Annotated in this window: 18 protein-coding genes; 5 read left to right on the top strand and 13 right to left on the bottom strand. The window is 42.2% G+C overall.

Annotated elements, in window-relative coordinates:
• The first annotated feature begins 116 nt into the window (after window positions 1-116).
• Window positions 117-2,696, top strand: a complete 2,580-nt coding sequence (mutS, locus tag BCU57_RS01120; protein ID WP_102438088.1) for a DNA mismatch repair protein MutS — start codon at window positions 117-119, stop codon at window positions 2,694-2,696.
• A 400-nt stretch (window positions 2,697-3,096) separates the two neighbouring features.
• Here the strand turns inward: mutS and rpoS are convergent, their stop codons facing one another.
• The 13 genes from rpoS to rlmD form a co-directional block, all read right to left on the bottom strand.
• Entirely contained in the window at window positions 3,097-4,077 is a 981-nt protein-coding gene (gene rpoS, locus BCU57_RS01115) for an RNA polymerase sigma factor RpoS (protein ID WP_102438086.1), read from the bottom strand.
• A gap of 76 nt (window positions 4,078-4,153) precedes the next feature.
• Window positions 4,154-5,059, bottom strand: a complete 906-nt coding sequence (locus BCU57_RS01110) for a peptidoglycan DD-metalloendopeptidase family protein (protein ID WP_102438084.1) — start codon at window positions 5,057-5,059, stop codon at window positions 4,154-4,156.
• A gap of 41 nt (window positions 5,060-5,100) precedes the next feature.
• Window positions 5,101-5,736, bottom strand: coding sequence for a protein-L-isoaspartate(D-aspartate) O-methyltransferase (locus tag BCU57_RS01105; RefSeq protein ID WP_102438082.1), 636 nt, complete (start codon window positions 5,734-5,736; stop codon window positions 5,101-5,103).
• On the bottom strand, window positions 5,733-6,482 hold the full coding sequence (gene surE, locus BCU57_RS01100) for a 5'/3'-nucleotidase SurE (RefSeq protein ID WP_102438080.1): 750 nt from the start codon (window positions 6,480-6,482) through the stop codon (window positions 5,733-5,735). Before surE ends, BCU57_RS01105 begins: the two co-directional genes overlap by 4 nt.
• 3 nt (window positions 6,483-6,485) lie before the next feature.
• Complete coding sequence (truD, locus tag BCU57_RS01095; protein WP_102438078.1) at window positions 6,486-7,604, bottom strand: tRNA pseudouridine(13) synthase TruD; 1,119 nt, start codon at window positions 7,602-7,604, stop codon at window positions 6,486-6,488.
• A 94-nt stretch (window positions 7,605-7,698) separates the two neighbouring features.
• Complete coding sequence (ispF, locus tag BCU57_RS01090) at window positions 7,699-8,178, bottom strand: 2-C-methyl-D-erythritol 2,4-cyclodiphosphate synthase (RefSeq protein WP_102438138.1); 480 nt, start codon at window positions 8,176-8,178, stop codon at window positions 7,699-7,701.
• Window positions 8,179-8,192: 14 nt separating this feature from the next.
• On the bottom strand, window positions 8,193-8,909 hold the full coding sequence (gene ispD / locus BCU57_RS01085; RefSeq protein ID WP_102438076.1) for a 2-C-methyl-D-erythritol 4-phosphate cytidylyltransferase: 717 nt from the start codon (window positions 8,907-8,909) through the stop codon (window positions 8,193-8,195).
• 6 nt (window positions 8,910-8,915) lie between these two features.
• Entirely contained in the window at window positions 8,916-9,218 is a 303-nt protein-coding gene (gene ftsB, locus BCU57_RS01080; RefSeq protein ID WP_102438074.1) for a cell division protein FtsB, read from the bottom strand.
• 90 nt (window positions 9,219-9,308) lie between these two features.
• Window positions 9,309-10,610, bottom strand: a complete 1,302-nt coding sequence (gene eno, locus BCU57_RS01075) for a phosphopyruvate hydratase (protein ID WP_102438072.1) — start codon at window positions 10,608-10,610, stop codon at window positions 9,309-9,311.
• Between the two features lie 252 nt (window positions 10,611-10,862).
• Window positions 10,863-12,500 carry a CTP synthase gene (locus BCU57_RS01070; RefSeq protein WP_102438070.1) on the bottom strand — a complete coding sequence of 546 codons (1,638 nt, stop codon included), beginning with the start codon at window positions 12,498-12,500 and terminating at the stop codon, window positions 10,863-10,865.
• 206 nt (window positions 12,501-12,706) lie between these two features.
• The gene (gene mazG, locus BCU57_RS01065; RefSeq protein WP_102438068.1) at window positions 12,707-13,555 is read right to left on the bottom strand and encodes a nucleoside triphosphate pyrophosphohydrolase; all 849 of its coding nucleotides are present in this window, start codon (window positions 13,553-13,555) and stop codon (window positions 12,707-12,709) included.
• Window positions 13,556-13,670: 115 nt separating this feature from the next.
• Complete coding sequence (gene relA / locus BCU57_RS01060; RefSeq protein ID WP_102438066.1) at window positions 13,671-15,878, bottom strand: GTP diphosphokinase; 2,208 nt, start codon at window positions 15,876-15,878, stop codon at window positions 13,671-13,673.
• Window positions 15,879-16,093: 215 nt separating this feature from the next.
• Complete coding sequence (rlmD, locus tag BCU57_RS01055) at window positions 16,094-17,437, bottom strand: 23S rRNA (uracil(1939)-C(5))-methyltransferase RlmD (RefSeq protein ID WP_102438064.1); 1,344 nt, start codon at window positions 17,435-17,437, stop codon at window positions 16,094-16,096.
• 102 nt (window positions 17,438-17,539) lie between these two features.
• On the opposite strand from rlmD, the gene barA reads away from it, so the two are divergent.
• The 4 genes from barA (at window position 17,540) to recN (ending at window position 24,039) form a co-directional block, all read left to right on the top strand.
• Window positions 17,540-20,371, top strand: coding sequence for a two-component sensor histidine kinase BarA (gene barA, locus BCU57_RS01050; protein WP_102438062.1), 2,832 nt, complete (start codon window positions 17,540-17,542; stop codon window positions 20,369-20,371).
• The gene (locus BCU57_RS01045; RefSeq protein WP_076543013.1) at window positions 20,361-20,975 is read left to right on the top strand and encodes a YjaG family protein; all 615 of its coding nucleotides are present in this window, start codon (window positions 20,361-20,363) and stop codon (window positions 20,973-20,975) included. The genes barA and BCU57_RS01045 overlap by 11 nt, the downstream gene beginning before the upstream one ends.
• A gap of 325 nt (window positions 20,976-21,300) precedes the next feature.
• Window positions 21,301-22,266 (top strand): AEC family transporter, encoded by a 966-nt coding sequence (locus tag BCU57_RS01040; protein ID WP_102438060.1) that lies wholly within the window; start codon window positions 21,301-21,303, stop codon window positions 22,264-22,266.
• A 114-nt stretch (window positions 22,267-22,380) separates the two neighbouring features.
• Window positions 22,381-24,039, top strand: coding sequence for a DNA repair protein RecN (gene recN, locus BCU57_RS01035; RefSeq protein ID WP_102438058.1), 1,659 nt, complete (start codon window positions 22,381-22,383; stop codon window positions 24,037-24,039).
• The last annotated feature ends 63 nt before the right edge of the window (window positions 24,040-24,102 follow it).

Below are 24,102 nucleotides of genomic sequence, written 5' to 3'. Positions count from 1 at the left end.
CAGAACCGCGCTAAATGAGTAACTCTATTGGGATTCAAATCAATTATTGCTAAGATGAGCGCCGATTAGTATTGGTCTTTTTCCGATCCCCAAGCCATATTTAGAGCAACAAATTAATGACAGCAATTGAAAATCCAAATTTAGAAAAGCACACTCCGATGATGCGCCAATATTTGACGCTTAAAGCGCAGCATCCCGATATGTTGTTGTTTTATCGTATGGGAGATTTTTATGAATTATTTTATGAAGATGCCAAACTTGCTTCTGAATTTTTAGGAATTTCGTTGACCGCTAGAGGCAAAAGTGGTGGTAATGCCATCCCTATGGCAGGTATTCCCTACCACTCTGTTGAAGGCTATTTGGCTAAATTAGTCCAAATTGGTCAATCAGCAGCTATTTGTGAACAAATTGGCGATCCTGCTACAAGTAAAGGTCCGGTTGAGCGCAAAGTTGTCCGTATAGTAACGCCTGGCACCTTAACTGATGAAGCCTTACTGCAAGAGCGTCAAGACAATCTGTTAGCTGCGGTTTATCAAGGTAAAAATGGTTTCGGCTACTCAACTTTAGATGTGTCATCAGGGCGTTTCGTGGTAGTCGAATTAGAAAACGCTGAGACATTAGAAGCTGAATTACAACGCACCAGCCCTGCAGAGCTACTTTACAGCGAAGACTTAGTCGATGTGCATTTAATTGAAAACATTAAAGGCATTCGTCGCCGCCCAGAATGGGAATTTGATTACGATACCAGCATACAGCTATTGCTGGAGCAATTTGGCACGAAAGATTTACATGGCTTTGGCATTACAGATGCTCGCTTATCACTGCAAGCTGCTGGCTGCTTAATGCAATATGTCAAAGACACCCAAAAGACAGCTTTGCCGCACATCAATAGCATTACCCTTTTTAATCAAGCTGATACTATCATTTTAGATGCTGCGACCAGACGCAACCTTGAATTAACTTTGAACCTGTCGGGCCAGCGTGACAATACACTTGCTTGGGTGCTAGATAAGACGGCAACACCTATGGGCAGTCGAATGCTGCAACGCTGGATCCACCAACCATTAAGAAACCAGCAGCATATTCATCAGCGCCAACAAGCGGTTGCCGAGCTAATTGATAGCGGTTTGTATGCCGACTTACACCAACAACTGAAAGCTTTAGGTGATATCGAGCGCATTATGGCAAGGCTTGCCATAAGAAGTGCACGACCACGTGATTTTGCCCGTTTACGCCAAGCATTAGAATTGCTGCCTGAAATCCAGCAAACCTTAAGCCATTGTCAGCAAGATGAACTGAAGACTCTGGCGCGAAAACTAGGAGAATTCCCTGAGCAGCAACAGCTTTTAGCCTCAGCGATTGTTGATAATCCACCCATGCTTATTCGTGATGGTGGAGTCATTAAAACTGGCTATAACGCCGAGCTTGATGAGTGGCGCGGTTTAAGTGAAGGCGCTAATGACTATTTAGTGCAAATGGAGCTGCGAGAAAAAGAGCAAACAGGCATTAATTCCCTTAAAGTCGGCTATAACCGTGTGCACGGTTATTATATTGAAGTCAGCCGCCTACAATCTGATCAAGTGCCGTTAAGCTATCAACGCCGTCAAACCTTAAAAAATACTGAACGTTATATCACCCCAGAACTTAAAGAGTACGAAGAAAAAGTACTTTCAAGTCAGGGCAAGGCGTTGGCCATTGAGAAAAAACTATGGGAAGAACTGTTTGATTTATTACTACCGAAACTACATGAGTTACAGCTATTTGCTCAGTCCGCAGCAGAGTTGGATGTATTAAGTAATTTCGCCGAACGAGCTGAAACCCTTGGCTATAATTGCCCGCAAATCACTCACGAGATTGGTATTCATATTGAAGCTGGTCGCCATCCGGTAGTTGAGCTAGTCAGCCAAAGTCCATTCATTGCCAACCCGGTGCAATTAGCACCTTCAAGAAGAATGCTAGTGGTTACTGGCCCTAATATGGGCGGTAAATCGACTTACATGCGCCAAGTGGCATTAATCACCTTAATGGCACATATCGGCAGCTTTGTTCCGGCACAAAAAGCAGTGATAGGTCCAATAGATAGAATATTTACCCGTATTGGTGCTTCCGATGATTTAGCATCAGGGCGCTCAACCTTCATGGTAGAAATGACTGAAACCGCCAATATTTTACATAACGCAACGGCCAAAAGTTTAGTGTTAATGGATGAAATTGGCCGCGGCACCTCAACCTATGATGGTTTATCTTTAGCCTGGTCAGCGGCAGAATACTTAGCCGAAAAAGTGGCGGCATTAACGCTATTTGCCACCCATTACTTTGAACTGACTCAATTGCCGGAACAGATCCCATCAGCAGCGAATGTGCACTTAGATGCTATCGAACATGGTGACACTATTGCCTTTATGCATGCAGTGCAAGATGGCGCGGCAAGTAAGAGCTATGGTTTACAGGTGGCCTCTTTAGCGGGTGTTCCAGCCCATGTGATCAAAGCGGCTAAACAAAAACTGCATATGCTAGAAAGTAGAGATTTGGCCAATAGCCAGCAAATGCCAATTCAAGAAGCATTAAATTTATCTATCCCTGAAGCTGAAGCGAATGCTGCGACTGAAAAACTCAGTCAAATCAATCCTGATGATTACAGCCCTAAACAAGCACTTGATATGCTTTATGAACTAAAAAGGCTATCAAACTTGTAAGTGATGAGCGCAATTGTGCTCAGTGTAACATCTGAATGGGCTGTTTATCACAGCCCATTCACTACAATTTAACTAACACTTAGAACCTAAAGTCAATCCTGATGATTACTGCTCTAAACAAGCAATTGATATGCTTTATGAACTAAAAAGGCTATCAAACTTGTAAATGATGAGCGCAATTGTGCTCAGTGTAAAATCTGAATGGGCTATTTAAAACGGCTCATTCATTACAATTATAATGATTAAGTACTCATAACTAATACTTAGAACCTAGCTTCATTAACTATCATAATGCTCAGGCTCTATAAAAGTGAGTAAAAAAAAGCCAACAAAAAAGGACAACTCGTGTCCTCAAAGGTAAATAACCCTAAGCGTAAATTAATCGCTTAAAAGGTTGGCGTTAATTTCTAAATAACGCTTCGACTGATAGGCCTTGTGCCCCTAATACATCTTTCAAACGCTTTAACGCTTCGACTTGAATTTGACGCACACGTTCCCGTGTTAAGCCAATTTCAGCCCCTACGTTTTCTAACGTCGATGGTTCATAACCTAATAAACCAAAACGTCGTGCTAATACTTCTCTTTGCTTAGTATTTAGCTCATTTAACCAACCGACAATTGAATTAGATAAGTCTTCATCCTGTACTTTATAATCTGGTCCAACTGAATCATCATCTGCAATAACATCTAACAATGCTTTATCGTTATCCCCGCCTAGTGGGGTATCTACAGAGGTTATTTTTTCGTTTAGTTTTAGCATTCGACTGACATCGCTAGTAGAGACATCTAATTTGTCTGCGATTTCTTCTGCCGTCGGCTCATGATCAAGTTTTTGCGCAAGCTGTCTTGCCGTTCGCAAGTATACATTAAGCTCTTTAACCACATGAATAGGCAAACGAATGGTCCGAGTTTGATTCATGATCGCTCTTTCGATGGTTTGTCTAATCCACCAAGTCGCGTAGGTTGAAAAACGAAACCCTCTTTCCGGATCAAACTTTTCGACTGCTCGAATAAGCCCTAGATTACCTTCTTCGATAAGATCCAGTAATGCTAATCCTCGGTTGTTATACCTTCTGGCAATTTTTACGACCAATCTTAGATTACTTTCTATCATGCGGTTACGAGACTTCTCGCAGCCTTTGAGTGCTTTACGTGAAAAGAAGACTTCTTCTTCTGCACTAAGCAAAGGGGAAAAACCGATCTCACCTAAATATAGTTGAGTGGCGTCAAGATTCTTCTGAAGATCATCTTGAACTTGTTGGTCAGTGTCGGATTGCTGTGCTGGCTTGGCATTTTTTGCCTCCTTCAGCGCAATCTCTTGTGGTTGTTTAGCTAAATCCATAAGCTCTTCTGCTACCGCAGTATTTTGTTTCTGGCTCATATGGTGCTCTCCCAAACCGGATAAAAATTAAGTTATTTTCGTGCGCGTATTCTCCGTTTTAATGTGAACTAAACAGTTAACGTTTAGGTAAATAATTTAATGGGTTTACTGACTTACCATGGAGACGAATTTCAAAATGCAACATCACCTGATTAGTCCCTGTACTACCCATTTTCGCAACTGTCTGTCCAGCATTTACATATTGCTTTTCTTTGACCAATATTGCATCTGCATGAGCATAAGCACTTAAATAATCATCATTGTGTTTAATAATGACCAAATTGCCATAGCCCCGAAGTGCATTACCTGCATAAACAACTCTTCCATCAGCTGCAGCCTTGATAATATCGCCTCTGGAACCAGCGATTTTTATGCCTTGATTGCCCTGCTGAGTACTAGAGAAATAACCTACAATCTTACCTTTTGTCGGCCAGTTCCACTGACTTACTTTGTCTGGCAAGGTTGAAACAGATTTTTTCGCTATTTGAACCGTTTTGTCTTGGGTAGTTTTTACAGAATACGCAGGCTTAGCTTTGTGATCAAGCTCTTTTTTTGTACTATTTTGATTTGTCGTTGTCGCTGGCTTTTTTTGTGCTGAAGTTTGTTTTGCAACCGTTTTATTAGCAGGCTTTGACTTGGTGTTCGCTACAGCGACCGGTTTTGGTGCAGGCTTGGCTGCAGGCTTAGTGCGCTGTGGCTTGGTGAGTTTTAATGTTTGTCCTGGATAGATGGTATAAGGTGCTTTTAAGCCATTATATTGAGCGATTTTATTAAAATCTTGCCCAGCGCCCCATGAAATTGAGTAAAGAGTATCACCGCGTTTTACCTTGTAACTGCCAGAGGTAATAGAGCCTTTATTAAATTTTTGACCAGCATTACTCGAAATACTCGTAACGGGTGCAGGGTTGTGAGCTTGAAAGCTACACCCTGAAATAAACAGCAGTAAAATTGTAACCCAAGGCCAATTACGACACTTCAACATTGTCTCCATCATACTTTTGAAATATCGCCCTTGCATCACTGTTAAGCTAAGTCGCCATTGATTAACGGTACAAACTTAACCGCTTCGATAATTTGTGATTGAAACTCATTTTGTTTACGAGTGATTTTTAATAACTGCTGCGAGTCTTCGCCAACAGGGATCACTAGCACGCCGTCTTCAGCCAGTTGCGCCAATAATGCTTCAGGTACCGATGCTGCAGCTGCTGTTACCATAATGGCATCAAATGGGCCTTTATTGGTCCAACCTTTCCAACCGTCACCATATTTAAAAGACACATTATGTAAATCTAAGCGCTTTAAACGTTGTCTCGCTTGAATTTGTAGCGCCTTGATCCGCTCAATTGTGCAAAGCTGAGGTACCAGTTGCGCTAAAATCGCTGCCTGGTAACCTGAACCAGTACCAATTTCAAGCACTCTAGCAGGGTTATGTTGTAGTAATAACTCCGTCATTCTAGCGACAATATAAGGCTGAGAGATAGTTTGGCCTTGCCCAATAGGTAAAGCGGTATTCTCGTAAGCTTTATGGGCTAATGCCCCATCGAGAAATAACTCCCTTGGGGTATTTGATACCGCCTGCAACACAGTGTGATTACGGATCCCTGCTTCATGCAGTTTTTTGGCTAAATTAAGGGCAACAGTTGAAGCTACCTGGCTCATAGTTTATTAATCCAGTTTTCTAAGTCAGCAAGCTGATCATACGCAGTTAAATCGACCGTTAGCGGAGTAATTGAAACATAACCTTGTTCAACTGTACCAAAGTCTGTATCAGCGCTAGCATCTTGTTCTTTGCCCGGAGGCCCAAGCCAATATATATCTCTTCCTGCAGGATCTTGAGTTTTGATCATGCCTTCAGCTTTATGTCTTGAGCCTAAGCGAGTAATTCTCATGCCTTTGATTTGTTCTAGCGGTAAATCGGGCACATTTACATTTAATATTTGATCGTTATTAATAGGATGCTCAAGTAAACCTTGCACTATTTTAGCGGCATAGATTGCTGCACTATCGTAATGACGTAATTCTTTGCCCACTAATGATACCGCTATCGCAGGTAGGCCTAAAAAGCGTCCTTCCATTGCTGCGGCTACCGTACCTGAGTACAGGGTATCATCACCCATATTCGCCCCAGCATTAATGCCTGACACCACAATATCAGGCTCTACTGGACATAATTCTCTAATGGCTAAATGGACACAATCTGACGGTGTGCCATTGACAGCAATAGCGCCATTTTCTAAGTTATTAATTCTTAATGGATTAGTCAAGGTCAAAGAATTACTGGCTGCTGAACAATTCCTATCAGGCGCCACGACTAACACATTAGCAATTTTGGTTAACTCTGCCGCTAGGGCTTTGATCCCTGGAGCTGTAACGCCGTCATCATTGCTGACCAATATGTTAATCATCACTTAACCTTCTAGAGTGCTTTTAGTTGCGTCATTTGTAACGCTATTTGCAAATTGCTGCGCTTGCTCTTGCTGCTGCATTGCCACCATTTGTTGTCGCTGCACTTCTTGAACATCTTGATAATCCAGTAGCTCACGCAATACTGAGGTCGCATAGCTACCTGCTGGTAAAATAAACTCGATGACTAACACATCATCATTTTCAAACCGGTATTTTAGCGCTTGAGGCTTTAATAATAATGGTCGACGTTCTTGCTCTAAACCCGCTTGCTCAAGCCCGGTTAAATCGGTGCTTAACTCAGCTAATGCAGCTTGTTCAACTACTGATGCAAGCCCTTGAGTGGGGAGTTCGCCTCTGCCCCACAATGGCGCAGACAATTGAATGTCATTGTCAGCTAAACGCTTCATTGTGGCCTCATCCCATGTCTGCGCGACAAAAAAACTTTTACTGCCCGCTAACATGACACAATCACCATTAATAGGCGCAATACCATTTTTACTTAAACGGTACGACACAGCAGTGTTAAACACATTAGAGCGCACTGCAGATAAATACATGCTGCGTTTTTTTCTATCTTTAACTTTTTTACCCGCGAGCATTTGCTGGCCGAAAACTAAGTTTTTACCTTTATGGCCAAAACGCTGCTCTCCAAAATAGTTAGGTACGCCTATTTCAGCCACTTTTAAAATCCGTTGCTCAAGCACTGCTTTATCGGACACATTTCGTAAAATCAGTTCAAACCGATTACCCAGCAGTGCGCCAATACGCAGTTTTTTACTATGGCGTTGGCTTGATAAGATGGTTAAGTGCTCATCAGACAGCGATTGCCAATCAGGGGTTTCTTTCCCTGGAATACGCACCCCAAACCATTGCTCTGTCACAGCGTTTCGGTCTTTTTGGCCTGCGTATGTCACTTCTTTTTGATGCACTTTGGCAAACTTAGCTAAAATTTCTGCCACTTGCGTGGTATTTAAGCCATCTTTACGAACATGGATCATATGATGCTCGCCTTCGCCAGTTGGGCTAAAAGGCAGCATTTCTTTAACGATAAAGTCACTGTTTACTGTGCGTAGATCTGCAGTGCAATCAGGCTTACCAAATAAATAAAATAACGGAGTCATGTTTCTTCTCAAATGAGCTAATGATGTAATTGCAGCTATTGAGTGCAATTAGCTTACGTGACGTTAATAGACGTAATATCGTCGTTTATCAGTGTTAATCTCGCACCATAAGGACGACTGATTCTACTGCAATACCTTCTTTTCGACCGGTAAAACCCAGTTTTTCGGTGGTGGTAGCTTTCACATTTATATTATCAACAGCTGTGTTTAGGTCGTCAGCAAGACATTGTCTAATCGCTTCGATGTGTGGCAACATTTTTGGCGCTTGTGCGATAACAGTGACATCTAGGTTGCCGATTTTAAACTGCTTAGCTTGAGCCAAAGAAAAACAATGGCGCAATAATACTCTACTATCCGCACCTTCAAACTCAGCATCGGTATCAGGAAAGTGTTTACCTATATCCCCTAATGCCATGGCACCCAGAATGGCATCACTTACTGCATGTAGTACTACATCACCATCAGAGTGAGCAATTAAGCCTGTTTCGTATGGCACAGTAATACCACCAAGGATCAGCGGTTTATCGCTACCAAATTTATGTACATCAAAACCATGACCAATGCGTATATTCAACATAATAATAACCGTTATTTTTGAGAATTTATGTGAGATAAAAACAGCGCTGCTAACTGCAAGTCATCAGGGTGAGTAACTTTAATATTGTCTGCGCGGCCAGTGACTAAACCAGGGGTAACACCTGCCCACTCCATGGCGCTAGCTTCATCGGTAATTTGCACGCCTTGTTTAAGTGCATCACTTAAATGTTGCTGCAAGCTTTTGCAGGGAAACAGTTGCGGCGTTAATGCATGCCAAAGATGGTCACGTGATACTGTTTCACTAATTAGATTAGTTGAGTTAGCACAGCGCTTCATGGTGTCTCGCACCGGCATGGCTAGAATCGCGCCTTGTGGGCAGTCAACTCTAGCATTAAGTAATTTATCGATATCGCTGTGGGTTAAGCAAGGTCTCGCGGCATCATGGACTAATGCCCAATTAGACTCCATGGTTTCTTTGTCAATCGACACTAAAGCACGCAATACAGAATCTGCACGTTCTTGACCGCCTATAACCGTGCTCACTTTAGGGTGGTTTGCTTGAGATAAAGTCGCAAAAAAGGTGTCTTCAGGGTGCAGCGCTACGATAACTTGCTTGATTCTTTTATGAGTAATCAAGCTATCTAAGGTGTGGGCTAAGATGCTTTGCTCACCTAGAGCTAAATATTGTTTAGGAATAGTCGCCCCCATCCTTGCACCAATACCGGCAGCAGGGACAATCGCGATAACAGATTGATTCTCAACGTTCATAGGATGTTATTGACCAAAAGTAGCATTGTTTCGAGGGTTGTTGCCAACGACGCGATAAAAAGTTTCACCTTCTTTTACCATGCCTAACTCATTTCGAGCACGTTCTTCAATCGCTTCTGTGCCGCGTTTTAAATCGATGATTTCCGCTTTTAAAATTTGATTTCTAGCGATGAGTTTATCGTTACTGGCTTGTTGGCTGGCAATCTGTTTTTTCAGATTCATATATTGGGATAAATTATTTTCGCCCAGCCATAATCGATACTGTAATAAACCGACTAAGATCAAAAGTAATAGTAATAGGCTTTTCATAGGTATAATGTGGCGAAATTAATGATTAATCCCACTATAGTACAACAAAAAAGGCCACCTAGTGGTGGCCTTTTTTTAGCTCAAGGAAAATTAACCTTGGCCTTTGACTTCTTTAAGACCGTTATACGGTGCTTTTGAGCCTAATGCTTCTTCGATACGTAGCAGTTGGTTGTACTTAGCAACGCGATCAGAGCGGCTTAATGAACCGGTTTTGATTTGGCCAGCAGCAGTACCAACAGCAAGATCTGCAATAGTTGCATCTTCAGTTTCACCTGAGCGATGAGAGATAACCACGGTGAAACCCGCATCTTTAGCCATTTTGATTGCTGCTAACGTTTCAGTTAACGAACCAATTTGGTTAAATTTGATTAGGATTGAGTTAGCAATACCGTTGTCGATACCACGCTTAAGGATCTTAGTGTTAGTTACGAATAAATCGTCACCTACTAATTGAATTTTATCACCTAGAAGCTTAGTTTGGTGTGCGAAACCATCCCAGTCAGACTCGTCAAGACCGTCTTCGATAGATACGATTGGGTACTGTTCAGTCAAATCTTTAAGGAAGTAGTTAAACTCTTCAGAGGTGAATTTCTTGCCTTCACCTTTAAGATCGTAGATGTTGGCTTCTTTATCAAAGAACTCAGATGCAGCACAATCCATCGCTAAAGTAATGTCTTTACCTAGCTCGTAACCTGCGTTTGCAACAGCCACTTTGATTGCAGCAAGTGCAGCTTCGTTAGACTCAAGGTTTGGCGCGAAACCACCTTCATCACCAACAGCAGTCGAGTGGCCACCAGCTTTAAGAACTTTAGCAAGGCTATGGAATACTTCAGCGCCCATACGAAGGCCTTCACGGAAGTTAGCTGCGCCAACAGGCTGGATCATGAATTCTTGAATGTCTACTGAGTTATCAGCGTGCTCACCACCATTGATGATGTTCATCATTGGAAGAGGCATAGAGTAAACACCAGAAGTACCGTTTAGATCAGCAATGTGAGCGTATAAAGGTACTTTCTTAGAAACAGCAGCCGCTTTAGCAGCAGCAAGAGAAACAGCTAGGATAGCGTTTGCGCCAAACTTAGCTTTGTTTTCTGTGCCATCTAAGTCAATCATGATTTGATCAAGCTCAGCTTGTGCTAGTGCATCTTTACCCTTTAACGCTTCAGCGATTGGGCCATTTACAGCTTCAACAGCTTTAAGAACACCTTTACCTAAGTAACGTGCTTTGTCGCCATCACGTAATTCAAGTGCTTCACGAGAACCTGTTGATGCACCCGATGGTGCAGCAGCCATACCGATAGAACCGTCAGCAAGGTGAACCTCAGCTTCTACCGTTGGGTTACCGCGTGAATCCATGATTTCACGACCAATGACGTTAATAATGTTAGCCATAATTCCCTCAATATATGTAAGTTAAATATTAAAATAGAAAATCAATACCAATAAACACCGACAATTTATTAATAATTGCGCAATTATTGGTATTTCACTTTCAGTTTGGTAATAAAAGGTCAACTGAAGCCATAGCATAGACCGATTATCGTTAAGCGGCAACTACCTAGGTCACATCTATTAATTAGCAGATAAAAAATTGACCAGATAAAAAAAAGCCACTGATATGATTATCAGTGGCTTTATTTTTAATTACTCAGCTTCACCTTTTTGATGAATCGCAGCAGCAGCAACAAAACCTTCAAATAATGGATGACCATCACGAGGTGTTGAAGTGAATTCAGGGTGGAATTGACCTGCTACAAACCAAGGGTGATTAGGAAGCTCAATCATTTCCACTAATTTGCGATCTGATGACAAACCACTAAATACCAGGCCAGCTTTTTCTAAGCGCTCAACATAGTTGTTGTTCACTTCAAAACGGTGACGATGACGTTCAACACAAGTAGTAGAGTTATATGCTGCAGCGGCTTTAGAACCTTCAGCTAAATGACATAACTGTGCGCCTAAACGCATAGTGCCACCTAAATCTGACGCTTCATGGCGCAGCTCAACATTACCTTCTTCATTGATCCATTCTGTGATCAGACCAATGACTGGATGTTCTGTTTCTGGTTTAAACTCAGTTGAATGAGCCCCTTCAAGTTTAGCAACGTGTCGAGCAAACTCGATCAATGCCACTTGCATACCTAAACAAATACCAAAGTATGGAATGTTATTTTCACGGGCATATTGCGCCGCAAAGATTTTACCTTCAACACCACGCTCACCGAAGCCACCAGGAACCAAAATACCGTCTAAACCTTCTAGTACTTCAGCGCCTTTAGCTTCTACTGTTTGTGAATCAACATACTGAATATTCACTGTTAGGCGGTTTTTAAGGCCTGCATGCTTAAGTGCTTCATTCACAGACTTATAAGCATCTGGTAGTTCGATGTATTTACCCACCATACCAATGGTAATTTCACCATTTGGATTAGCTTCTTGATAAATAACATTTTCCCACTCAGACAAATCAGCATCATTACAATCGATACCAAAACGTTTAACCACTAACTCATCAAGACCTTGAGAGCGCAATAACGCTGGGATCTTATAAATACTGTCGACATCTTTTAATGAGATAACGGCTTTTTCTTCTACATTACAAAATAGCGAGATTTTCGCTTTTTCATTAGCAGGAATAGCACGGTCGCCACGACAAACTAATACGTCTGGCGCGATACCAATTGAACGCAATTCTTTAACAGAGTGTTGTGTTGGCTTAGTTTTAATTTCACCTGCAGCACCTAAGAACGGCACTAAGGTTAAATGCATGAATAATGTGCGATCACGTCCTAGCTCAGCACCTAATTGACGAATTGACTCTAAGAAAGGCAATGACTCGATATCGCCTACTGTGCCGCCAATTTCTACGATAGCAACATCGTGACCTTCGCCGCCTTCAAGTACTTTTTCTTTAATTGCATTAGTGATGTGCGGGATCACCTGAATGGTGGCACCTAAATAATCACCACGACGCTCTTTACGTAGCACTTGCTCGTAGATACGACCGGTAGTGAAGTTATTACGACGGTTCATCTTGGTTCGAATGAAACGCTCGTAATGACCTAAGTCTAAATCGGTTTCAGCACCATCTTCAGTAACGAATACTTCACCATGCTGAGTCGGGCTCATGGTGCCAGGGTCAACGTTAATGTATGGGTCAAGTTTCATAATGGTTACATTGAGGCCACGCGCCTCTAAAATTGCTGCTAATGAAGCTGCTGCAATGCCTTTACCTAGTGATGAAACAACGCCACCAGTAACGAAGATATACCTTGTAGTCATGCTGAACCTGAGAATGTGAGATTGAAAATAACGTGCTTGTAAGAAAGCACTAGGACGGGGCGACATTCTACCAAAATAGCGCGCTAACAACAAACAATAAACGCATAAAATTGATATTAAGCCAAAGTTAAATCATGGTCATAATTTAACCCTAATTTTCATAGCGTTGAATTCAATATCATCCTAATGTTTGCCAAGTGCGCAGATTAATCTTTACTAAGCTGCTGACTTTTCTCTGCCATTTTAACTTGATCCCAATAGCTATCGAGCTCTTCAAGTGAGTGCTGTTCAAACGCCTTGCCACTTTGTGCAGCATATTGCTCTACCCCTTTAAAGCGACGTTCAAACTTCTGATTAGCAAGCCTTAATGCCTGCTCTGGCTCAACCCCTAAGTGTCTTGCCATATTGGCAACAGCAAATAATAAGTCGCCCATTTCATCAACCACCTTGGGGTAATATTCGTCTTTATTGGCTTCTAAGTGCTGCGCCTCTGCCATGACCTCATCGATTTCTTCATGAACCTTTGCCACCACAGGGGCTAAATCAGCCCAATCAAAGCCCACCTTTGCAACCCGCTTTTGAATTTTTATCGCTCGGTTCAGTGCTGGCATTGCTACTGGAATGTCATCAAGTATCGAGTGTTGGCTTTTCGCGAGCCTTTCTTGCTGCTTAATTTCATCCCAAACAAGTTTGACTTGTTCAGCGCTAGTGCCAAGGTTGTCGCCGCTAAACACATGGGGATGTCTTCTGGTTAATTTGTCGCAAATTTTATTCACCACAGTGGCAAAATCAAATAAGCCTTGTTCTTTACCGAGCTGACAGTAAAACACCACCTGAAACAACAAATCACCCAGCTCATCTGGCAGCGAATCTAAATCAGCTTGCTCGATGGCATCGGCAACCTCATAAGCTTCTTCAAGGGTAAAAGGAACAATAGTCTCGAAGCTTTGCTGTTTATCCCAAGGGCAACCCGTTTCAGGATCCCGCAGTTTTTCCATAATTGTTAATAAAGGCTGCATAATATCGTTAGCTTGCTTTAGGGTATTTGCTGACATGGTCTATTTCTCAATGATATGGCCTAAACTGGCTGATAAGTTAAAATAAAGGTGACAAACCTTTCGATTTATCACCTTATCTTTTGACACTAAAGTGCGCCGTTGGGATTTAATACTATAATCGTCTGGCTTCGGTCACACCTTCAACTTGGCCTAATTTTGATAATATCCGTGACAAGCCATCGAGGTTATACAGTTCAAGTTCTAGCTCAACGGTAGCGGTTTGGTTTTTTTCATCAGAGGTTGAACTCATTGCCATCACATTGGACTTTTCAGCCGCCAGTACTGTGGTGACATCTCGCAGTAAACCACTGCGATCATGAGCTATCACCCGTACTTTAATCCGATAACCGCCAGAATAGTTTTCTCCCCACACCACTTCGACACTGCGCTCTGGATGGGCGCGCATTAGCTCTTTAACCTGTGAGCAGTCACTGCGGTGCACTGACACGCCGCGGCCCATGGTGATATAACCAAAAATTTCATCACCCGGTACCGGTTTACAGCAGCTGGCAATATGGCTTAATAAATTACCAACACCATTTACTTCTACCTGACCTTTGCCTTTACGGGCTGGTTTCGGATTCGAGCGTTTAATGAGCTCTTCGACAATCTCTTGTTCGGTCACTTCAGTTTTGCGTAAACTGGTTTCAATGTAATTCACCACTTGGTTTAAGCGTAAATCACCGCCACCAATAGCCGCTAACATGTCATCCATGGAGTTCATATTAAAGCGCTCAACCGCAACTTTGGCATCTTTTAAATGAAGTGAGACACGGTTAAGTTCAGCCTCAAGTAATTCTTTCCCTGCCACCATGTTTTTATCGCGGTCTTGCTGCTTGAACCAATGCTGAATTTTCGAGCGAGAGCGAGACGACTTGATGTAGCCTAAATTTGGATTTAACCAATCGCGCTTCGGATTAGGATGCTTTGAGGTAATGATTTCAATACGCTCACCGGTTTCAACTTGATAAGTAAAGGGCACAATACGGCCATCGACTTTGGCGCCAATACATTTATGGCCCACATGGGAATGAATGTAGTAAGCAAAATCGAGCACGGTGGAGCCTAATGGTAAATCAACCACTTCGCCATTAGGGGTAAACACATAGACTCTGTCCTCAAATACTTGGCTGCGGACTTCATCAACCAGGTTTCCGGTTTCAGCAACATCTTCTTGCCACAGCAAAATTTTACGTAGCCAATTAATTTTTTCTTCATAGCCACTTTGCTTGCCACCAGCAGAGCCTTCTTTGTACTTCCAATGGGCTGCGACCCCAAGTTCTGAGTCCTGATGCATCGCTTCAGTACGAATTTGAATCTCTACCGTTTTACCTTCAGGGCCAACGACCACGGTATGAATTGATTGGTAACCATTGGGTTTAGGGTTGGCCACATAATCATCAAACTCACGGGGAATATGATGCCAAAGGGTATGCACGACACCTAAAGCACCATAACAATCTTGGAGGCGCTCTGTGACAATACGCACCGCGCGCACATCAAACAGCTCATCAAACTTCAAGTCTTTGCCTTTCATCTTACGCCAGATGCTATAGATGTGTTTCGGGCGGCCATAGACTTTCGCGCGAATTTGGTCATTATCCAGACGCTGTTGCAGCTGGGTAACAAACTTATCGATAAACACTTCTCTGTCGACACGTTTACCATCTAACTGTTTGGCAATATCTTTGTAAACTGTCGGGTGCAGGTAGCGAAACGAGATATCTTCTAATTCCCACTTTAATTGCCCAATTCCTAAACGGTTGGCAAGCGGGCCGTAGATATCGACCACTTCTCTTGCCAACAATACCCGGGTTTCTTCATCGGCATTTTTAACTTCACGAAGTAGCGCTACCCGCTCAGCAAGCTTAACCACTACCGCGCGTACATCTTCGACCATGGCCAATAACATTTTACGAATATTATCGATTTGCGGCTCGGCGGTTCGAGAGTCAGGACTGACTTTTAAGGCGCCAATGGCCTCCATGGTCACCACGCTTGCCACTAGCTTGCTTAAGCTAGCGCCATATTTTTCTTCAATTGTTTCAATTGATAAAATACCGGCATCATGAGCAATAAATAATAATGAAGCTTGTAAGGTCTCGATATCCATATTCAATGGCGCTAGAATTTCCACCATTTCACGGGCACGCTCAAGCAAGGCCCGATGTACATCGGGAGATTTCGTTGGCAACATATCTAGATACAGGATCAGATCCCGTAACAATAGGGCTTCTTCGGCGTTATCGATATAACGCATAACCCATTCGTCGATATTAAAATCGGCTAGATTAAAATGTGCTTCTCGAACTGAGACCATAATTAACTTCCTTATTGGTACTGACTTTTACGCGTACAAATAACTGAATCTGTGTTGATGTGTTATTTACTCTAATGCTTTCATCTTGAGCATTCAGTTATTTATGTCAAATTAATATTAATCAATTTAAAAAATGTCATCTTCAAACAGTATTTCTGTTTGAGTTGGCAGTAAAAACAGTTGATTTTACTGGTTTGCCACGCCAGCGCAGCAAGTTATTTAATTTCAAACAATGCCATCGCTTCGATATGATGAGTTTGTGGAAACATATCCAACATGGTTAGTTTTTTAAGCTGATAGCCTTGTTCGATTAATACTTGGCTGTCTCTGGCTAAACTTGCCGGATTACATGACACATACACCACTTTTTTAGGCTTCATTTTAGATAACCATTGCAAACTTTCATACGCCCCCGCTCTGGCAGGATCGAGCAATAGTTTATCAATTTTGCCCAGCCAAGAGGCTTGAGATAAATCCGCACTTAAATCAGCGTGAAAAAAACTCAGGTTGGTTAAGTTGTTATCAGCAGCATTTTGTTTCGCCTGCGTAACCATTTCAGGTACGCCTTCAACACCAATAACATCAGCGGCTTGGGTAGCAAGGGGCAAACTAAAATTACCTACCCCACAAAATAAATCCAAAATTCGTTCATCTTGTTGTGGATCTAGCCACTCAATGGCCTGTGCGACCATACGCTGGTTAATATCAGCATTGACCTGCACAAAATTTCCCGGGCTAAATCGACATTCGACTTGGCCGTTAGCTAACAAATATTTGGGTAATTCAATATGATCGTCACTGACTAGCGAACGCAGTTCGCCATCATTATCTTGCACTAACAACTGTATTTGATGCTCCAAAGCAAACGCTTTCAGGCGCTGCTCATCATCGGTTTTCAATGCTTTGGTGATTCTAAGTACTGCAAATATGCCATTTTCAGCTTCAGTGAGTTCAAGGTGACCGAGTGTCATTTTAGCTTGTAACTGATTAAGCACGTTTGAGAAGGGTTCAATCAATGCCGACAATGCTACAGCCAATACATCGCACTGCTTAATATCAACGATATTATTGCTATTGGCAGCTCGAAAGCCTAATTGTAAATGCTTCGTCTTTTTATCAAATAACGTAGCTAGCCGTGCGCGACGACGATAATGCCATTGCTCACCGGTTATCATTGAAGTCATGATCTTGTCATCAATATTGACCGCTAACTTACCCATTAAATTTTGTAGTGCATCTTGCTTATATTCGCGCTGCGCATCAATGCTCATATGTTGTAAGTCGCAGCCACCACATTGCTGATAATGAGGGCATTGCGCCGCGACTCTTTTATCGGTTGCGATTTGAATTTTAAGCAGCTTAGCTTTAGCGTACTTTTTCTTTTGTTCAATTAATTGCGCGGTTACCGTTTCACCGGGCAGAGCCCCAGGAATAAATACCACTTTGCCGTCATGTTGAGCAATACCTGCACCGAGATGATCAAGTTGTGATACCGTTAAAGTCAACTTGGCCGACAGTTGTTTAGTTTTGTTTGGTTTTGCTTTAAAAAATTGTGCCATTTTGGCCTCAGGTATTGAATAAATGACTAGTCAAGACGGCTCTGTTTCTGGCAGTCTAGTCCTCATCATAGATAAAAAGTCTTTAGGAATAATGTCTTCACGATGAAAAATGCTAACAACATGACCAAATACAGTCTTCGCTCTTGGGTACTGGTACTTGCGTTAGCGCCAACGGTCATGGTGGGTATTCTACTTGGAAGTTACTTCACCATAAACCGTTTTTATGAACTCGAAGAGACCTTAATCAATCAAGGTAGAAGTATTGTCGAGCCTTTGGCCATTGCCAGCGAGTTCGGACTGGTCACTGAAGACAGAGAAGCCAGCAAACGTTTACTGGCAGCATCGCAATTAAACAACTCTGCCCTTATTCACTCAATTGCTATTTTTGATGATGAAAATCAATTATTTGTAACATCTCACTACCATAAAGATTTTGAGAGTATGCGCTATACAGCAGCGTTAAAGTCTTTAATTTCGACTCAGTATGAAACCATCGACGACACCATGGTGATACGGGTGCCGATTATGTCTTATACCGGCGTTAATCAACAAACTAACCCGCAAGGGGTGACAATTTCGCCCGCCAACGGCCCAAGAAAAATTATCACCAATGCTGAAGGGCAACAAATATTGGGGTATATCTCAATATTACTCAATAAAGAAAATGCCTTACTTGAGCAACACCGTGCCGCCATTGCCGCATTTGTCATTGTATTAATTGGGGTGCAGCTGAATCTGTTTTTCACATTCCGTTTGGTTAAGCATGTTAACTACCCCATTACTGAAATGGTAAGAGTAGTAGCAAAAATTCGTGAAGGTAAGTTAGACACCCGTCTTGATGGACAATTAATCGGCGAGCTAGATTTACTTAAGCGCGGCATTAATGCCATGGCTAGTTCATTGTCAGAATATCACGATGAAATGCAGCAAAACATTGACCAAGCGACCTCTGATTTACGGGAAACCCTTGAACAAATTGAAATCCAAAACGTCGAGCTTGATTTAGCCAAAAAGCGCGCCCTTGAAGCCAGTCGCATTAAATCAGAGTTCTTAGCAAATATGTCCCATGAATTAAGAACACCACTAAACGGTGTGATTGGATTTTCTCGGCAGTTAATTAAAACGCCGCTGCACTCAAGTCAGTTAGATTACATAAAAACCATTGAACGAAGCGCCAGTAACTTACTGGGGATCATTAATGACATTCTTGATTTCTCCAAATTAGAAGCCGGTAAAATGGTCTTAGAGAAAATGCCATTCGCCCTGCGGGAAACCATTTCTGAAACCGTCAGCATTGTGGCCGGCAGCGCTCAAGAAAAAGACATCGAACTGATTATTGATATTGACGACAACGTGCCTGAAAGTGTCAGCGGTGATGCGATGCGGGTTGCACAAATCATGACGAACCTATTGGGCAATGCGATTAAGTTTACCGATCAAGGTAGCGTTATTTTGAAAATTCATCTTGTAGGCCAAAAAGATGAAAATATCACCCTGCGCTGTGAAGTAATTGATACCGGTATTGGTATTGATGAAAGTCAGCAAGAATATCTGTTCCAGGCCTTTGGCCAAGCAGACTCGTCTATTTCACGCCGCTTTGGTGGTACCGGCTTGGGCTTAGTGATCACCAAACGTTTGATTAACCAAATGGGCGGCCAAATTGGCTTTACCTCAATTCCAAATCAAGGCTCAACATTTTGGTTCATGCTGCCATTGGAATTAAGCCAGTTTCATATTGGTGAAGTGCTGCATTTGGACTCTTTACGTAATAAAACCCTGTTGTTATTTGAATCAAGAGAGCTAAGCCGCGATATGCTCAATCGCCGCTTTGAAGCGTGGGGGCTACATTTAACCACTGTTGGCCAAATTAGCCATTTAGAGTCAACGCTTTCATCAAGCAAAGTGCATTACGATTATATTCTGCTTAACTGCCATGGCTTTAGTGATAAAGAGCAGTTATTAAGCTGTTTAAGCATGGCGAGGGAAAAGACCTCATGTTTAGTCTTGCTTCATGATTGCATCGAGCAGCAAAAAATATTAAACCAAGCATTGAGGCCTAATAGCGATATTTTACTCAGTATGCCAGTGAGTGACTACGAGTTGGCTAACCACTTAATTCATCCACCCACTCAAACAGCGCTATTAACCGAGTCACTACCCGCGACTGTGTATGAGCGCAAGAATTTGAGCGTACTTGCTGTTGATGACAACCTTGCTAACTTAAAGCTAATCGATACCCTACTGAAAGAGTTGGTGGTTAATGTCATCTCTGTCAATAACGGTGATGAAGCCGTGAGCTATGCCCAAAAACAAGCCTTCGATGTTATCTTTATGGACATTCAAATGCCCGGCACTGATGGGGTTACAGCAACCAAACTTATCCGCCAAGACTCACTTAACCGCAATACACCTATTATTGCGGTAACAGCCCACGCTATCGCTGAAGAGCGAGAATTAATTTTAGGTAGCGGCATGGACGGTTATCTGCCAAAACCCATTGATGAAGCGGCATTAAAAGGGGTGATTGATCGCTGGATAAATAAACCTAAATTTACCCACTTTGATATGCATACCCTTAATTGGGAGCTGTGCTTAGCACAAACCAATCAAAAACCGGATTTAGCATTAGAGATGCTGCAAATGTTGGTGGACTCACTGCCTGAAAGTGTCAGCAACATAGAAACGGCATTAAAAAGCAACAATAGTTCGCTTATGCTGCAAACCGTGCATAAACTTCATGGAGCGAGTTGTTATTGTGGGGTGCCCAACACCCAAAAACTTTGCCAAGAATTAGAGTCTGCGTTAAAGCACAAAACCAACATCGAAGACTTAGAACCTGAAATACTTGAGTTACTTGACGAGCTAACTAAGGTAGAATCAGCAGCAAATCAAGTGATATCACAGTTATCAGCGGATGTTCCCTATGAGCAATAAACCCGGTTTTTTTAAGCGTTTAAAAGCGCTGTCATTACCTCAAAAGCAACTTTTTGCGACCGCGCTATGTCAGCGCATGCTGCCCAATTACGCCCTTTTCTCCGAAGTGTGTGAGTTTGGCGAGCCTAAAGTATTAAGCACAGTATTGGATTTACTTTGGCAATCACAATACGATAAAAAGCTTAAGTTTAATTACGATATTCACTTACAGCGTTTAGATGAAAATACCCCTGAGCCTGCAGATTTTGAAGCCTACGGTGTTTATCCTGCAATGGATGCTGCTGTAGCGTTATCGACTTTACTCGGTGGCATACAAGCTAAAATCGAAGAAGATATTACCAACGTCAGTAAATTATCATCAAGTACAGTGGCCAACTATATTGAAGCCATTAGCATTGAAGAACTTGAAGACGTCATGAATGAAGATGTTGTAGAAGAGTTCGTATTTAACCATCCTGTAATGCAAGAAGAGAAGCACTTACAAGGAATGTTATTAGATGTGATTGAAGAAACAACAAAAATCACACCTGAATTCATTAAGGAATTACGCAAAGAAATCATTGATGCTGGCGTGTCTAATATCGGCATCAGTCTGCAGCAATGATACTTTTAAAGTAGCAATAGCACTCTTTAAGTAGCAATAGCACTCTTTAATAAGGGCCTGTCATCATGCCCTTATTAAAGATACCGCTAACAGATAGCTTTATACTCTAATGCCAACCTGATGGGCAACATTTACATCCTCCTTGTCGTATCAGATCTATGCAGTTTTTCTTATCTTAGTTTAATTTAAAAACTTAACTTATTTGAATAGCTTAGATTCATCTCATACCTTACCTTTATCTAATATCTTATTGGCGCCATTAAAGTAAGATATCCAACGCCCACATTATTGATATGTCATTCAAGGTCCTAAAAAGGAATCAAGCTTGCCTAGTATCCTAACCCCACTTATAGCTGTTTTTGGCATCATGGTTATTGGCTTTAGTGTCCAGAAACTTAAATTACTCCCCCAAGATAGTGACTCGGCGCTAAATAAATACGTCTACTATATCGCCTTCCCTGCTATTTTATTTATTGCACTGGCCGAAACTGACATTAACGATATTCTGCAATGGGGATTTATATTCGCCTTTGGCCTCGCTATGGCGGGCACATATTGTATTACAGTGATCATCTCAACCCTTGCAGACAATAAACAGCCCGCGCTAGCTGCAATTAGAGGCCTAAACACCAGTTTTGGTAATACCGCCTTTATTGGGTTCCCTTTAATGATGAGCTTGTATCCTGATAACAATCAAGCCATCGCCACCGCAGCCATTGCCAGTCTACTGTCCATTATCATGTTCGCATTTGCACTGGTGAGCATGGAACTTGCGGTGAATAAAACCCAACAACGTCATCCTATTATGATTATGCTCAACGCATTAATCACCAACCCCATTGTTATTGGTTGCGCCCTAGGGGTATTGGTATCAGCGCTCAAAATAAACCTACCTGACAGTATCAGCATGATGTTTCGGTTAATCGGAAACACCTCTAGCCCCTGCGCCTTATTTGCCATTGGCATGGTGTTAGCTAAAGCCATGCATCGCGGCGCAAAAGCTGGGCCTAAGAAACATAATATCGCCCTTGAAATGAGCTTGCTGAATAGTTTAAAACTCATTGTCCAGCCGTTACTTGCCTATGTTTTATTAAGCTATTTTAAGGTGGAGTCTGAGCTAGTTTTTATGGGCGTCATTCTGGCGGCACTGCCGACAGCAGCAAGTGTTTACTTACTGGCACAGCGTTACCAAATCTATGCCTTATCAAGTGCCAAGTGCATATTGATCAGCACTACAGCCACCTTTATTAGTTTGCCCATTATTGAAAAAATCTTAAGCGCCTTGGTTTAATCCTCGTATAAAAAATCAGCACCATTTTTTTATACAGTACTTTACTGTATATAAAAACAGTGTAAACTGTATGCAGATACAGTGGTTTGATGGTTATTCACACAAGGATTGATTATGCTGTGCCAATTAAGCATTAATAATTTCGCAATTGTACGTTTTCTAGAACTCGACTTTAAAGCTGGCATGACCAGCATTACTGGTGAGACCGGTGCTGGTAAATCCATTGCTATTGATGCCCTGGGCTTATGCCTTGGTAATCGCTCAGATGCCAATAGCGTTAGACCAGGTGCAACCAAAGCCGAAGTGAGTGCCCGCTTTAGCTTAGATGATGTGCCATTTGCTAAGCGCTGGCTAGAGGACAATGACCTTGATGTCGAAGACGAATGTATCTTAAGAAGAACAATTAATGCCGATGGCCGCTCACGTGCCTATATAAATGGTAATCCAGTTCCGTTAGCCCAGCTTAAATCTCTAGGGCAATTATTTGTCGGTATTCACGGCCAACACGCGCATCATGCAATGTTAAAAAGCGAGCATCAACTGACCCTTCTTGATAGCTACGCCAACCATAAATTATTGCTTGATGGGGTAAGCAAAAGCTATCAACGCTGTAAGTTAATCGAAAATGAACTGAAACAATTACAACAAAATCAGCAAGAGCGTATCGCCAGAAAACAGCTAGTGCAATATCAAGTTGAAGAGCTTGATGAGTTTGATCTTAAAGCCGGTGAATTTATTGAGATTGAGCAAGAGCATAAACGCCTTGCTAACGGCACAGAGTTAATTGATACCTGCCAATCCAGCCTGCAATTACTGTGTGATGACGATGAAGCCAATATTGAATCTTTACTTAATCGGGTCGTGGGCTTAGCTGAAAACCTAACTGAGTTTGACCCACAACTAAGTAATATTGCTCAAATGCTCAATGAAGCGTTAATTCAAGTGCAGGAAAGCAGCAGCGAAGTTCAGGACTATTTAAGCCGAATAGAACTCGATCCTGAACACTTTGCTTACCTTGAGCAGCGCATTTCAAAGGCGATGCAATTATCAAGAAAACACCATGTGAGCTCTGAGCAACTGTTTGAGCATCACCAAGCTTTAAAAGCTGAACTTAGCGAGCTTAATAACGATGCCACAAGGCTTGATGAAATTCAGCAGCAAGTAGATGAAAGCAAAAAAGCTTACGTAATTAGCGCCCAAAAACTCAGCCATAGCCGTAACCGCTATGCTAAAGAGCTTAATAAGTTAGTCACCCAATCGATTCAAGAGTTAAATATGCCCAAAGGCAGATTCTGCATTGAGGTGAATTTTAACCCAGAACTACAATCAGTTTCTGGTTGTGATCAAGTTGAATTCTTGGTTACCACCAACCCCGGTCAACCGATGCAGCCCATTGCCAAAGTAGCTTCTGGTGGCGAATTGTCACGTATTGGGCTTGGTATTCAGGTTATCACCGCTAAAAAGGTATCAACACCAACCTTGATATTCGATGAAGTGGATGTAGGTATTTCAGGACCTACTGCAGCAGTTGTGGGAAGAATGCTACGCAGCTTAGGTCAATCAACTCAGGTGCTCTGTGTGACGCATTTACCGCAAGTTGCAGGTAATGGTCACCAACATATGCTAGTGAATAAATTCACCAAAAGTGGCGGCACTGAGACGAATATGAAGTCATTGGATAAACAAGAGCGAGTCAATGAGCTAGCAAGACTACTCGCGGGTGATGTGATAACTGAAAATACCTTAGCGAATGCTAGAGAGCTATTGCAATAATCTTGCAGCTTTAAGCATCATCCATTAATCATCGCCCATTAAAAAGCCCACTATGAAGTGGGC

The sequence above is a fragment of the Shewanella sp. 10N.286.48.B5 genome (assembly GCF_002874355.2).
Lineage (GTDB): Bacteria > Pseudomonadota > Gammaproteobacteria > Enterobacterales > Shewanellaceae > Shewanella.
The sequence above is the reverse complement of the archived record's forward strand: the minus strand, read 5'-3'. Positions and strand labels throughout refer to the sequence as shown.

Coding starts and splice junctions, on each gene's coding strand:
- mazG (WP_102438068.1), bottom strand. CDS start 13,555: ATGTCAGCAAATACCCTAAAGCAAGCTAACGATATTATGCAGCCTTTA.
- BCU57_RS01110 (WP_102438084.1), bottom strand. CDS start 5,059: ATGTTGAAGTGTCGTAATTGGCCTTGGGTTACAATTTTACTGCTGTTT.
- surE (WP_102438080.1), bottom strand. CDS start 6,482: ATGATTAACATATTGGTCAGCAATGATGACGGCGTTACAGCTCCAGGG.
- BCU57_RS01070 (WP_102438070.1), bottom strand. CDS start 12,500: ATGACTACAAGGTATATCTTCGTTACTGGTGGCGTTGTTTCATCACTA.
- mutS (WP_102438088.1), top strand. CDS start 117: ATGACAGCAATTGAAAATCCAAATTTAGAAAAGCACACTCCGATGATG.
- rlmD (WP_102438064.1), bottom strand. CDS start 17,437: ATGGCACAATTTTTTAAAGCAAAACCAAACAAAACTAAACAACTGTCG.
- relA (WP_102438066.1), bottom strand. CDS start 15,878: ATGGTCTCAGTTCGAGAAGCACATTTTAATCTAGCCGATTTTAATATC.
- truD (WP_102438078.1), bottom strand. CDS start 7,604: ATGACTCCGTTATTTTATTTATTTGGTAAGCCTGATTGCACTGCAGAT.
- recN (WP_102438058.1), top strand. CDS start 22,381: ATGCTGTGCCAATTAAGCATTAATAATTTCGCAATTGTACGTTTTCTA.
- BCU57_RS01105 (WP_102438082.1), bottom strand. CDS start 5,736: ATGAGCCAGGTAGCTTCAACTGTTGCCCTTAATTTAGCCAAAAAACTG.
- eno (WP_102438072.1), bottom strand. CDS start 10,610: ATGGCTAACATTATTAACGTCATTGGTCGTGAAATCATGGATTCACGC.
- barA (WP_102438062.1), top strand. CDS start 17,540: ATGAAAAATGCTAACAACATGACCAAATACAGTCTTCGCTCTTGGGTA.
- ispD (WP_102438076.1), bottom strand. CDS start 8,909: ATGAACGTTGAGAATCAATCTGTTATCGCGATTGTCCCTGCTGCCGGT.
- BCU57_RS01045 (WP_076543013.1), top strand. CDS start 20,361: ATGAGCAATAAACCCGGTTTTTTTAAGCGTTTAAAAGCGCTGTCATTA.
- ftsB (WP_102438074.1), bottom strand. CDS start 9,218: ATGAAAAGCCTATTACTATTACTTTTGATCTTAGTCGGTTTATTACAG.
- rpoS (WP_102438086.1), bottom strand. CDS start 4,077: ATGAGCCAGAAACAAAATACTGCGGTAGCAGAAGAGCTTATGGATTTA.